The sequence below is a fragment of the Dyadobacter sp. genome (assembly GCF_051859145.1).
In the GTDB taxonomy this organism is placed as follows: domain Bacteria; phylum Bacteroidota; class Bacteroidia; order Cytophagales; family Spirosomataceae; genus Dyadobacter.
Window position 1 is genome coordinate 1 of sequence record NZ_JBHYGF010000067.1, and the last position, 12,329, is coordinate 12,329.

11 protein-coding genes are annotated in these 12,329 nt (G+C 45.8%); 7 read left to right on the top strand and 4 right to left on the bottom strand.

Annotated elements, in window-relative coordinates; translation table 11 throughout:
- Together ACTIE6_RS05305 and ACTIE6_RS05310 are read left to right on the top strand one after the other, a co-directional pair.
- A partial coding sequence (locus ACTIE6_RS05305; protein WP_439555637.1) for an outer membrane beta-barrel protein occupies positions 1 to 273 on the top strand: 273 nt, incomplete at its 5' end.
- Positions 274 to 322: 49 nt separating this feature from the next.
- Entirely contained in the window at positions 323 to 1,642 is a 1,320-nt protein-coding gene (locus ACTIE6_RS05310) for an ammonium transporter (protein ID WP_056289258.1), read from the top strand.
- A 101-nt stretch (positions 1,643 to 1,743) separates the two neighbouring features.
- Here the strand turns inward: ACTIE6_RS05310 and mtaB are convergent, their stop codons facing one another.
- Both mtaB and ACTIE6_RS05320 read right to left on the bottom strand, forming a co-directional pair.
- Positions 1,744 to 3,072, bottom strand: a complete 1,329-nt coding sequence (gene mtaB / locus ACTIE6_RS05315; protein ID WP_439555638.1) for a tRNA (N(6)-L-threonylcarbamoyladenosine(37)-C(2))-methylthiotransferase MtaB — start codon at positions 3,070 to 3,072, stop codon at positions 1,744 to 1,746.
- A gap of 37 nt (positions 3,073 to 3,109) precedes the next feature.
- A complete protein-coding gene (locus tag ACTIE6_RS05320) occupies positions 3,110 to 4,945 on the bottom strand; it encodes an LTA synthase family protein (protein ID WP_439555639.1) in 1,836 nt (611 codons plus the stop codon).
- A gap of 151 nt (positions 4,946 to 5,096) precedes the next feature.
- On the opposite strand from ACTIE6_RS05320, the gene ACTIE6_RS05325 reads away from it, so the two are divergent.
- Positions 5,097 to 7,283 (top strand): glutamine synthetase III family protein, encoded by a 2,187-nt coding sequence (locus ACTIE6_RS05325; RefSeq protein WP_439555640.1) that lies wholly within the window; start codon positions 5,097 to 5,099, stop codon positions 7,281 to 7,283.
- 36 nt (positions 7,284 to 7,319) lie between these two features.
- Positions 7,320 to 7,871: a hypothetical protein gene (locus ACTIE6_RS05330; RefSeq protein ID WP_056289244.1), complete on the top strand. Its 552-nt coding sequence runs from the start codon at positions 7,320 to 7,322 to the stop codon at positions 7,869 to 7,871.
- Positions 7,872 to 7,947: 76 nt separating this feature from the next.
- On the opposite strand, the gene ACTIE6_RS05335 is transcribed toward ACTIE6_RS05330, so the two are convergent.
- Positions 7,948 to 8,958, bottom strand: coding sequence for a glutamine synthetase beta-grasp domain-containing protein (locus ACTIE6_RS05335; RefSeq protein ID WP_439555641.1), 1,011 nt, complete (start codon positions 8,956 to 8,958; stop codon positions 7,948 to 7,950).
- Between the two features lie 390 nt (positions 8,959 to 9,348).
- Between ACTIE6_RS05335 and ACTIE6_RS05340 the strand changes: the two genes are divergently transcribed.
- From ACTIE6_RS05340 to ACTIE6_RS05350, 3 genes are all read left to right on the top strand, one after another.
- Positions 9,349 to 10,071 (top strand): RsmE family RNA methyltransferase, encoded by a 723-nt coding sequence (locus ACTIE6_RS05340; protein ID WP_439555642.1) that lies wholly within the window; start codon positions 9,349 to 9,351, stop codon positions 10,069 to 10,071.
- Between the two features lie 231 nt (positions 10,072 to 10,302).
- Positions 10,303 to 10,962 (top strand): DUF4159 domain-containing protein, encoded by a 660-nt coding sequence (locus ACTIE6_RS05345; RefSeq protein ID WP_439555643.1) that lies wholly within the window; start codon positions 10,303 to 10,305, stop codon positions 10,960 to 10,962.
- A 134-nt stretch (positions 10,963 to 11,096) separates the two neighbouring features.
- On the top strand, positions 11,097 to 11,843 hold the full coding sequence (locus ACTIE6_RS05350) for an acyl-CoA desaturase (RefSeq protein WP_439555644.1): 747 nt from the start codon (positions 11,097 to 11,099) through the stop codon (positions 11,841 to 11,843).
- A gap of 281 nt (positions 11,844 to 12,124) precedes the next feature.
- Here the strand turns inward: ACTIE6_RS05350 and ACTIE6_RS05355 are convergent.
- A partial coding sequence (locus ACTIE6_RS05355; protein ID WP_439555645.1) for a sensor histidine kinase occupies positions 12,125 to 12,329 on the bottom strand: 205 nt, incomplete at its 5' end.

Below are 12,329 nucleotides of genomic sequence, written 5' to 3' on the forward strand. Positions count from 1 at the left end.
GGAATCGGGGCGCGTTACGAGTACTTCAACAACGACAATGGCGTGCGTTCGCTGCTGACACGTGGCGGAGCCGGAACAAAGGTTAACTCGGTTACGCTGACAGGTAACATCAGCCTTGCTGACGGACACATTCTTGTAAAACCTGAATTCCGCCTGGATGCTTATCCCAAGCTTTCAGGAGCTGGTGAAGAGCAACAGTTTGAAGATTCAGATGGAAACTGGACTAAAAACAGCCAGACCACATTCGGACTTGCATTCATTTACAAATTCTAATTAGTTACAATATACCTTCTTAATCTACCTATAATAACAATTTACAAAAATGGAAAAACGCAGTTTTATCCCACTGATTATCCTTCTGGTAATCGCAATCCTCGGTGCCTTCGTGCCAAATGTTCCGACTCAAATTGTCACCGAAGGAGTAAACGGCGGTGATACAGCCTGGTTGCTGGTTTCAGCCGCGCTGGTATTGCTGATGACGCCCGGTCTGGCTTATTTCTACGGCGGGATGGTTAACAACAAAAACGTAATTTCTACCATGCTCCAAAGCTTTATAGCAATGGGGGTAATCAGTGTATTATGGGTAGTGGTAGGATTCAGTATTGCTTTCGGCGATGATTTCGGCGGCGTTGTAGGAAATCCATTCACGCACTTTATGTTCAAAGGCGTATTGGACGGTCCGGTTTGGGGAACAATTCCTTTCGCTTTGTTCGCGATGTTCCAGATGAAGTTTGCGGTGATCACCCCTGCACTGGTAACCGGTTCAATGGCAGAGCGTATCAACTTCCGCTCTTATGTATTGTTCATTATCCTTTTCTGTATTTTCATCTACGCTCCGCTGGCGCACATGACGTGGCATGCCGATGGTATCCTTTTCAAAATGGGTGTGCTTGACTTCGCGGGTGGAACTGTTGTTCACATGTCTGCTGGCTGGGCTGCATTGGCTGGTGCGCTTTACCTGAAAAGACGTAAATCACTTCTTGAAGACCACGTATTGCCACCTGCAAACATTCCTTTCGTTCTTTTGGGAACAGGTTTGCTTTGGTTCGGCTGGTTCGGTTTCAATGCAGGTTCTGCATTATCTGCTGGTCCTTTGGCGGTATCTGCTTTCGCAACTACCAACACAGCTGCTGGCGCAGCTGGTCTTGCCTGGGTTCTTTTTGATGCTGCAAAAGGAAAGAAAGTATCTGCACTTGGTTTCTGTATCGGTGCGGTTGTAGGTTTGGTAGCGATCACACCTGCTGCTGGTTTCGTAACTGTTCCTGCATCTCTTTTCATCGGTACAGTTGCTTCCATTATCAGTAACTATGTAGCGCACCTGCGCACCCGTTCCACTTTGGACGATACACTTGACGTGTTCCCTTGCCACGGTGTAGGAGGTATGGTTGGTATGTTAATGACTGGTATCTTCTCTACAAGCGGCGTTAACCCGCTGGTGGTTGACCAGGGTCTTGCATTCGGCGAAACCAAGCTGTTTATCAACCACGTGATCGCACTGGTTGGTGTATCTGCCTTCGCATTTGCCGGTTCATTCCTTCTTCTGAAAATCACTGACCTGATTTTACCACTTCGCGTATCCGAGCAGGATGAGAAAGCTGGTTTGGACGTAAGTCAGCACGACGAGTTCATGATTGAGGCTTAATTTTACTCAACGTTTATTTAAATAGCAGGAAAGCCCGGCATTGTGCCGGGCTTTCCTTTTTATGCATTGATATCAAAATATTACCTGGTGAGCAGAGCCGCTTAATGTACAAGCATTTCCGATTCTACTTCTGTCACTTCCATTAATCCTGCTTCATTCAGCTGCTCGTACTTCACAAATTTCGTCTCGTTAATCAGCAGCGGATCATATTTCACTGAAACGCGTACATAGTTTTCACTGAAACCCAGCATTTGACCGTCCTGAACTTCGTCTTCAAACAGCACAGTCCCTGTTTTACCGACTTGCTGCTCATAGAATGAACGGCGTTTTTTGTCGGAGAGGATATGCAGCATTTTTGATCTGTCGGCTCTGATATTTTTCGGTACAACCGGTTTGATCTCCAAAGCGGCTGTATTTTCCCTTTCCGAGTAAGTAAATACGTGCAGGTAGGAGATATCAAGCTCATTTAAAAAGCGGTAACTCTCTTCAAAGAGCTCCTGCGTTTCGCCTGGGTGACCTACAATCACGTCCACACCAATACAGCAGTCGGGCATCAATGATTTGATTTTCGCTACGCGCTCTGCATACAATTCTCTTTTGTACCTCCGCTTCATCAATCCAAGTACTTTGTTGGAACCCGATTGCAGCGGAATATGGAAATGCGGAACAAACCTTTTAGACTGAGCTACGAATGCAATGATCTCGTCGGTCAGCAGGTTAGGTTCGATGGATGAAATGCGAAAACGCTCGATCCCTTCTACTCCATCCAAAGCTTTTACAAGATCCAGGAAACTCTCCCTGCGTTCTCCATTCTGGATACCGAAGTCGCCAATGTTCACACCGGTGAGTACGATTTCTTTCACCTCCCGAGCCGCAATTTCGTGTGCTGCTTTCACAATATTCTGAATGCTGTCGGACCGGCTTTTTCCGCGCGCCAATGGAATGGTACAGTAGGAGCAGGGATAGTCGCAGCCGTCCTGGACTTTCAGGAATGTGCGCGTTCTGTCGTTCAGCGAGTAGGAAGTGTGGTAATCGACGGCTTCGTCAATATGCGAAGCCATGATTTTGGCGGGCTGACCTACGGGTGTTTTTTCAAAAGTATCGACCAAATCTGCCAGCCTAAACTTCTCGGCGGCACCAAGTACCGCATCGACGCCTGGTATCTCGGATATTTCGGCAGGTTTTAATTGCGCATAGCAGCCGATAATGGCCACATAGCCGTCGGGATTGATCTTCTGTGCTTCACGCACGATTTTCCGGCATTTTTTATCTGCATTCTCGGTAACCGAGCAGGTATTGATGATGAAAACATCCGGGCTTTCATTGAACTCAACCCTGGAATGCCCTTTTGCTTCGAACATCCTCGCGATCGAAGAGCTTTCTGAGTAGTTGAGCTTACAGCCCAGTGTATAAAAAGCGACTTTTTTCATTTTTCCTGATTATCCCGCAAAAATACAGCTTTTATGCTCAACGCTTTAAATAATCTCCGAAAGAAGCTTGGAGGTATGCTTTCGCCAGTTCTTCTTCCGACTGATCGAACGTTCCTTCTCTTTCCGTAATATTCCCGCCAATGTTGTCCCTGATCAGAAATCCGCCCGGCCTGATCCAGCCCAATCCGTTATTGAATGCGAAGTAAGAAAACGATTCGCGGCCAGCAGAAAAGATATCGTTACTCCATTCAAATTGCGCAGACGAAAGTCTGAACTGATTCAGCAATGTAGCTGCCACGTCCGTTTGCGAGCATAATGCATCTATTTTCCGTCCCGAACCAACCAGCGCGCCGCCCAGCCAGAGCATCGGAATGTGAAACTCGGAAGGTTTGGTCTTTTGCGTGTAAGGCAGCGGATGCCCGTGATCGGCCAGTATGATAACAAGCGTATTCTTCCACCAGGGTTTGGATTTTGCCTTTTGGATGAAGTTGCCGATGGCCGCATCGGTATAATGGTGTGCATTCATAAACAAATGCTCCGGATCATTTCCGGCAATAGTAGTTTTCACCGGCACTTCGAAAGGTTCGTGGCTACTTAATGTGAACAAGGTTGAGAAAAATGGCTGCTTTTCTTTGTCTAGATCATCAAGTAGCCTGTCGAGCACAACGTGATCGTGCGCGCCCCATTTCGAGTTCATATCGGCTTTGTCAAAATCATCCTTGTCGACAATCCGGTCAAAGTTGTCCTGCAACAGATAAGATTTCATATTCGCGAACTCGGTTTCTCCGCCGTAGTAGAACGAAGTTTGCCAGCCATTTTTCCGGAATACACGGGGTAAAGTGGGCAGCGTACTCGTTTTTTTAGGTATTTTAATGATGGAATGCGTAGGCTGGGCAGGGTAGCCGCTCAATATCGCAACCAAACCTTTGTCGCTCCGGTTGCCGCTCGCGTACATATTGGTAAATAGAATTCCTTCTAGTGCCAGCTTGTCAAACTGCGGCGTCACGCCCGGAACACCATTAAGACTAGCGGATATTTTTGCTGTAAAACTTTCCCAGATAATAACCACTACATTCAGTCTGGCAGTTGAGTCAATCACCTGCTCTGTTTTTCCATTCACTTTGTAAAGGTTTCGGACCAATCTTTCTGCCTTTGCTTCATCCTGGTAAATGAAAGGATTCTTGTTACTGTAAGAAGCATTGATAATGGAGCTCATGTAGTTCCAGGGTACATTAACCGCCGCGTAATTCGCGAAACTCTTATCCGAAAAAAACACAGCACTTTCGTTCATTGGAGCCAGCTGAAAACCGCCGCGGATCGGGACGATCAAAGCAGCTGTGAGGATCAGGAAAACCGGTAGCGTGTAAACGAACTTCACAGGGACGAAAGCTGCTATACTGCGGCTGGTAATGTTGCGTAGTACTGTTACTGTTAATGCAAGCAGCCCAAGCAACAGCAGCAGAAGCGGCAGAATGGGCGCGGCGCCTGCCGAGGCAAGTGCTTCACCGGGTGTTTCAAGGTAATGCAGTGAAGTACTGTCGATCCTGAACCCCCAGGCTTTAAACAGTTCCAGATCAATAACCGTAAGTGTCACGATTATAACTGCGAGTACGTAACTGTAAATGAGCAGGAAGCGCTTGTACCAGTCCCACCTGCGGGCTGTGAAAATCAGCAGGATGGTCGGGATTGCGAGGATATAGGCGGCAAACGAAATATCCATTCTCAGTCCATGTACTGCACTTTGTACCCAGAGTGAAGAGGGGAGTTCAAGCGTTTTCTGGTAATGGTAAGCAAGAAAGAGAAGGCGGAAAAGCTGGAAAAGTACGATCCAGCTCAGCCCGTAGAGGGCAAATAATTCAATTCTTTTACGCATTGGTGTCAATCAAAATATTCCGTAAAGTTCTTAAAAATGAGTATAATGTGCGATCAGCGACAAAACATAAGTGTGAAAATGTACCCCAGCATTGGTGTTGCTATCCTTAAATAAATAATTTTGGGGAGATTTAATATAACTGATTGAATACATGACTTTTCGTTCCAAAGCATTTGAAATTGCGCAAGGGCGGGTTTCGCCTGTTTTAACTCCTCCCGTTGAAAAAGTAGCTGATCTATACGGAAGCAACACTTTCAATGATGAAGTAATGAAAACCCTGCTGTCGGCAGAGGCTTATGCAAAGATTTCAACTGCGATCCGGTCAGGGTCAACTATTGACCGGGAGGTGGCGGATGAAGTTTCGGCAGCTATGAAATCCTGGGCTATTTCAAAAGGTGCAACACATTATACGCACTGGTTCCAGCCTCTGACAGGTACAACCGCCGAAAAGCACGATTCGTTCTTTGACCTTACCATGGACGGGCGGGCGGTCGAAAAATTCAAAGGCAGTGCATTGGTGCAGCAGGAACCCGACGCTTCTTCATTCCCTAGCGGCGGCTTGCGCGCAACTTTTGAGGCGCGTGGATACACGGGTTGGGACCCTAGTTCACCCGCTTTTTTAATGGATAATGGTGCCGGCGGTAAAACGCTTTGCATTCCATCTGTTTTCATTTCCTATACAGGCGAGGCGCTGGATTACAAAGCGCCACTGCTTCGCTCGCTGGTGATGCTCGACAAAGCAGCTACCGGCGTTTGCCAATTTTTCAACCGTGATGTAAGTAAGGTAACTCCCACGCTCGGGATTGAACAGGAATACTTCCTGGTGGATAAAGCCTTATACTATGCCCGTCCCGACTTGTTAATGGCGGGTAGAACGGTGTTTGGTCACAGCCCGGCGCGCGGTCAGCAGCTCGACGATCACTATTTCGGATCAATCTCGCCGCGTGTCAATGCGTTTATGGTGGATTTTGAATTCGAAGCGTTAAAGCTCGGCATTCCGGTACGTACCCGTCACAATGAAGTGGCGCCGGGCCAGTTTGAATGCGCACCCACTTTTGAAGAGGTGAACCTGGCCATCGATCACAATGCATTGTTGATGGATTTAATGCAGAAGATCGGGGAGAGGCATAATTTTCAGGTGCTTTTCCATGAAAAACCTTTTGCAGGAATCAACGGCAGCGGCAAGCATAATAACTGGTCGCTCGGTACGGATACTGGCATTAACCTGCTTGCGCCGACTTCAAAGCCGAAGGAAAACCTGCGCTTCCTGACTTTCTTGCTGAATGTTGTAAAAGCAGTTCACGACCACGCGGACTTGCTGCGTGCATCCATTTCCTCTGCTGGTAACGAACATCGGCTCGGGGCGAACGAGGCGCCGCCTTCCATTGTGTCGGTGTTTTTGGGAAATGAGTTGACGAATATGCTGGAAGAGCTGGTGAATAAAGGAGAAATCACGCTCGAAAAAGGAGAGAACTTTTACTATAAGCTGGGTATATCGCGCATCCCAAATTTGCAGCGGGATAATACGGACAGGAACCGGACTTCGCCATTCTGTTTTACCGGGAATAAATTTGAATACCGCGCTGTTGGAAGCGCGCAGAACAGCGCTTCGCCGATGATTGTTCTGAATACGATCGTGGCCAACCAGCTGATGGATTTCAAAAGGGAAATGGACGAGCGGCTGGCGGCAGGCGAAGAGAAGAAAGTGGCCACCGTAGAAATCCTCAAACGTTATTTCACAGAATCTAAAAATATACTTTTTGAAGGAAACGGTTATTCCGAGGAGTGGATTCAAATGGCGAAAGAGCGTGGGCTGAGTAATATCAGCGCCACTTACGACGCGCTTTATGCTTATAAAACAGAGAAGACAATTGCTGTTTTCGAGAAAATGGGAGTTTTCACTTCAAGAGAGCTGCATGCCCGCTATGAGATTGAGTTGGAAAATTATGTTAAAAAGCTGCAAATCGAATCACGCGTGATCGGTGACCTTGCTTTGAACCACATTGTGTCGACAGTAGTGAAGTACCAGTTTAAGCTGGCGCAGACAGCCCGCGCGCTGACCGACCTGGAAATGCTGGAAGAAGCCGGGCCGATCAAGGAAATTATCCGCGACATTTCAACGCACATTGTTGTGATCAAACGTTTGGTGCATGAAATGACGGAAAGCAGGAAAACCGCGAACAATATTGAAAACCTTTTTGAACGTGCAAAAATGTATGGTTCAGAGGTGAAAGGCTTTTTTGAAGAGATCCGCTACCACGTTGACAAGCTTGAATTGCTGATCGACGATGAAGATTGGCCTTTGGCAAAGTACCGCGAAATGCTATTTTTGGAGTAAATTACACAGCTTATTTAGTAACAAACATTGAAAATCATGAATCCGGGATTCGATCCAGAAGAAATTGCTCAGCTGAAAAGGGAGTGCAAAGCCGAGAGAGCCAACTTCATCTACGTTGATGATGAATTTGAAGATGAAGACGAAAACAATGAACACGCACACGTGCAGTTTGTTGGTATGTATAAAGAGTCGGAAGTCATTTACGACGCATTGATTTATACATTGCGCCTACACCATTCCACACTTGTATACGATGCGGCTCTGGAGCGTTTGAAGAAGGAAATGCCGCATTATGTTTCGCAGGACGAGCGCCCCGCAGACTATAAAATCAGCGAGGAAGATGAGGACGAAGCCGAGTTGCTGCTCACCGAGTTTATCGAAGAGATTGAAGAAAATGAAGAGATCACCGTGCGCGAGCATGTTGAGATTGACGATACATTCGAGTATGGCGTAGGATTGGAAGTTGGTCTTAATAAAACAGAAATCACCGACAAGGTAATCGACGAGTTCATCGCCTTGTTCAATGCAGACAGGGTACAGCTTGATCCGACTTTGTATTCCTTCACAGGAAGTGAAGACGAAGATTGATTCTAACTAATTTTTTACTGCAACAACAGAAAAGCCACCTTTCGGTGGCTTTTCTGTTGTTGCTATGTTAATGCGACTAAACCGCAGATTTAACAGTTTTGATGATACGTGCAGCTACTTTGTAAGGATCAGCAGCCGAGTTAGGGCGACGATCTTCCAGGTATCCGCTCCATCCTTTCTGAGGAACCAGAACAGGGATACGGATGGATGCACCGCGGTCAGAAACACCGTAGCTGAAATCGTGGATAGAAGCAGTTTCGTGCTTTCCAGTCAAACGCAGGTGGTTATCTGCACCGTAAACTTCAATATGTTCTTTAACAACAGGGCGGAAAGATTCGCAAACTTTGTCGAATACTTCTTTGCTTCCTGCAGTTCTCAAAGCTGTGTTAGAGAAGTTAGCGTGCATACCGCTACCATTCCAGTCAAGTGCGCCAAGTGGCTTGCAGTGCCAGTTGATAGATACACCATATTTTTCACCGATACGCTCCAACAAGTAGCGGCCCAACCAGATCTGGTCACCAGCTTCTTTCGCGCCTTTTGCAAAAATCTGGAATTCCCACTGACCGGCAGCAACTTCTGCATTGATGCCTTCTACATTTAAACCTGCTTCAAGACATGCATCAAGGTGCTCTTCGATGATCTCACGGCCAAATGCATTTTGTGCGCCTACTGAACAGTAGTATGGTCCCTGTGGTGCAGGGTACCCGTTTGCAGGGAAGCCCAAAGGTTTGTTGGTTTCATTGTCCCAAAGGAAATACTCCTGCTCAAAACCAAACCAGAAGTCGTTATCGTCGTCTTCGATAGTTGCACGACCATTTGAGATGTGAGGAGTACCGTCTGCGTTCAATACTTCGCACATTACCAAATATCCGTTTTTACGTTGTGGATCCGGAATAATGTAGACAGGTTTTAACAAACAGTCAGAAGAACCGCCCAGCGCCTGCTCAGTTGACGAACCGTCGAACGACCAGTTGCTGCAATCTTCCAATTTGCCGCTAAAATTATCTTCGATTTTGGTTTTGCTGCGTAGACTTTGGGTCGGCTTGTAGCCATCCAACCAAATATATTCCAGCTTGGACTTAGACATAATAGTACTAGATAAAGTGGTGACGAATAATTTGAACGGCACAATATTAATGCAAAATTGCATTTCCAAAAAATAAAAAATAAGAAAAATTCAGTGTACGCAGAATATTATTGCGTTCGTGGTAGTATTGTCAGTAAAAGATGTACTTTTCTTATAAATTGCTTTGGTTTGTTCAGCAGGTGAATTCTGGAAAAATTCTGCGAAAACCTGCTAAACGCGGCTCAAAACGGCTTATCATTTAAGAAAATATTAGTAAAATGTTATAAATAGCTTTGTCAGGATTTGTCGGATACTAGGTTGTAGCTAATTTCAATTATGTTGAGCAAATGCCAATTATTTACCTATTTTTGAACAAAACCACTCATTAAAAGGCAAACGCCAATCTTAGAAATGCACATTTTTTACCAACCCGAGGATAGTGTTTTTGAACTGGAAGAAGAGGAGGCAAAACACAGCACCAAGGTACTCAGACTTGGATCCGGGGATATGATTTTAGTAACAAATGGAAGAGGTCAGCTCCGCAAGTGCGTGCTGAATATTCAGGGGCGAAAGGTGAGCTACGAAGTTCTTGAAACCAGCCTGATCGAACCCCGGCCTTTTACCGTAAATATGGCGATAGCTCCCACCAGAAAGGCGGAAAGAAATGAGTGGATGGTCGAGAAAATGACAGAGATAGGCGTGGAGCGCATTGATTTCATCGTCACGGAACATACCAATCCCGAAACCCTCAACCGGGTAGTGAATCTGGGCAGGCTTAACCGCATTGCGGCAAGTGCGATGAAGCAGTCGCAACAATATTATATGCCAATTATTACAGTAAACAACCGTTTTGATTCGTTTATAAAAAACGTAACAACAGATACGAAGCTGATCGCGTACGTGCCCGATCAATATAAGGTAGCGCATGTTTTCAGCAAGGTTAAAAAAAACACTGAAACGACTTTGTTAATAGGTCCGGAAGGCGATTTTAGTGAGAAGGAGATTGAGTTAGCCCTGGAACAGGGTTTTACCACAGTATCCCTCGGCCCAACCCGCCTAAGAACCGAAACCGCCGCCGTCACAGGTTGCCACGCAATCAATCTGGCGCAGGAGGTTTTGGAGAATGAATTTTGAATGACCGAATGATTGAATGACTGAATGTGACCTACGGAAGTCTGATGTAACAGGTATGATGATTTTAACTGTTAATGAGGTCCTAACTTACTTATATTCAGTCAATTCGTTGGTTTAAACTCTGCATCGTTCACTCGCAACTCACTAACTCACTAACTTTTCATTCAATCATTCAATCATTCGGTCATTCAATCATTCGGTCATTCACCCATTCACTCATCAAAACTTTCCATGCGCCAAACACTCCTTCTTGCCATCGCGCTGCTTGCACTTGTGCTTCCGTCGCAAGCCCAGTCTTCCTTGAAGATTGCCAAGTTGAAGTATGGCGGTGGGGGAGACTGGTATGCGAATAAGACTTCGCTTCCGAATTTGATCAAATTCTGTAATACGGAGCTGAAAATGAATATCAATCCGGCGGAGGATGTGGTGGAAGTGGGCAGCCCTGATATTTTTACTTATCCGTTTGTGCATATGACCGGGCACGGGAACGTGGTGTTCAATGATTCGGAGGCGCAAAATTTGAGGAATTACCTGCTCTCCGGCGGCTTTCTGCATATTGATGATAATTATGGACTGGATCAGTTTGTGCGTCGGGAAATGAAGAAGGTATTTCCTGAACTTAGTTTCGTTGAGCTCCCATTTGATCACCAGATTTACCGCGTCAAATACGTTTTTCCGGAAGGGCTGCCCAAAGTGCATGAACACGACGGCAAACAGCCGCAGGGATTTGGATTGATCTGGCAGGGAAGGCTGGTTTGTTATTACAGCTACGAAACCGATCTCGGCAACGGGTGGGAGGATCAAAGTGTATATAATGATCCCGAAGAAATGCGCAGAAAAGCACTTCAAATGGGCGCAAATCTGTTGAGCTACGCATTTATGATCCAGTAAAATTCCGGGATCTCAAACTTTTACATGAAAAGCATTTAACGTTATATTCCATTTTACTCGCTTAAATTTCGGTTTTTAACCCACTTACGCTTACTTTTGTACAAACTTCGTTCTTAAAATCCTGCACGCGTTTCATGTATATTGTTCTTATCGTATTTGTTTTACACTGGTACCTTTCTCTTTTCTGCCAGACCTTCTTCCTGCACCGCTATTCTGCTCATAAAATGTTTATCATGAGCAAACCGTGGGAGCGTTTTTTCTATTTACTCACCTACATTTCCCAAGGCTCGTCGTACCTGAGCCCCCGCGCTTACGCGATTTTGCACCGGATGCACCATGCATTCAGTGACACTGAAAAAGACCCGCATTCACCGCATCATACCAAAAATGTATTTACCATGATGTGGGAAACAAAGCATATCTATAATGCAGTACTGAGCCGCAAACGGGCTATCGAAAATCGCTTTGAAAGAAATTATCCTGAATGGAATTTCGTGGAAAAACTGGGTGATTCCTGGATTTCCCGCATTGGCTGGGGATTGCTTTACATGGCGTTCTACATCCTGGCTTACGTGTACCTGGATATGCACTGGGCGTTTTTCTTCCTTTTGCCAATCCACTTTTTGATGGGCCCGATCCACGGTGCAATCGTGAACTGGAGTGGTCACAAATATGGTTATCAGAACTTCGATAATGATGATAAGTCCAAAAATTCGTTGATTTTCGACTTCTTGATGCTAGGTGAGCTTTTCCAGAACAATCACCACAAGCGTCCAAATTCAATCAACTTCGGTTCAAGATGGTACGAAGTAGATCCGACCTACCCGGTGATCAAGTTGCTGAATAAGTTGAAGATTATTGAAATAAGGAAGAAGCATTAGAAGTACTATTGATGTAGCCCTTCGATCGTAGCGCTCTACAACTGCCCTTCGACTGCGCTCAGGGTGACAAAGGCAATCGATCTTTGTCACCCTGAGCGCAGTCGAAGGGCAGGTTAATTTACCCACAAAAAACTTTTGGCAGGCGTGAGACACACCTGCCAAGTTTGCTTATTAACACCACAAAAAATGAAATTCGTTTGATTGGTCGCATGTGAATACCGCGACAATACAAATTAATCATTCAATACTTAAAAACGCGTTAACTGCGCGTTAGAATTTGCTTAGAGGTGTGAAAGTTTAATGCGGAAGGTGGTACCCTTTGGCTCATTGGGTTGAATGGTGATCGTGCCATTGTGCAGCTTTACGATCCGCTCCACCAGCGACAGACCAATTCCATACCCTTTAATGTTCGCGGTATTGTCACTCCGAAAAAAAGGTTGAAAAACCAGGCTCTGGTCTTCTTTCGGGATTCCTTTTCCCTGATCT

Bases quoted from the DNA above. Each gene is read 5' to 3' on its own strand.
- ACTIE6_RS05310 (WP_056289258.1), top strand. From the start codon at position 323: ATGGAAAAACGCAGTTTTATCCCACTGATTATCCTTCTGGTAATCGCA.
- mtaB (WP_439555638.1), bottom strand. From the start codon at position 3,072: ATGAAAAAAGTCGCTTTTTATACACTGGGCTGTAAGCTCAACTACTCA.
- ACTIE6_RS05320 (WP_439555639.1), bottom strand. From the start codon at position 4,945: ATGCGTAAAAGAATTGAATTATTTGCCCTCTACGGGCTGAGCTGGATC.
- ACTIE6_RS05325 (WP_439555640.1), top strand. From the start codon at position 5,097: ATGACTTTTCGTTCCAAAGCATTTGAAATTGCGCAAGGGCGGGTTTCG.
- ACTIE6_RS05330 (WP_056289244.1), top strand. From the start codon at position 7,320: ATGAATCCGGGATTCGATCCAGAAGAAATTGCTCAGCTGAAAAGGGAG.
- ACTIE6_RS05335 (WP_439555641.1), bottom strand. From the start codon at position 8,958: ATGTCTAAGTCCAAGCTGGAATATATTTGGTTGGATGGCTACAAGCCG.
- ACTIE6_RS05340 (WP_439555642.1), top strand. From the start codon at position 9,349: ATGCACATTTTTTACCAACCCGAGGATAGTGTTTTTGAACTGGAAGAA.
- ACTIE6_RS05345 (WP_439555643.1), top strand. From the start codon at position 10,303: ATGCGCCAAACACTCCTTCTTGCCATCGCGCTGCTTGCACTTGTGCTT.
- ACTIE6_RS05350 (WP_439555644.1), top strand. From the start codon at position 11,097: ATGTATATTGTTCTTATCGTATTTGTTTTACACTGGTACCTTTCTCTT.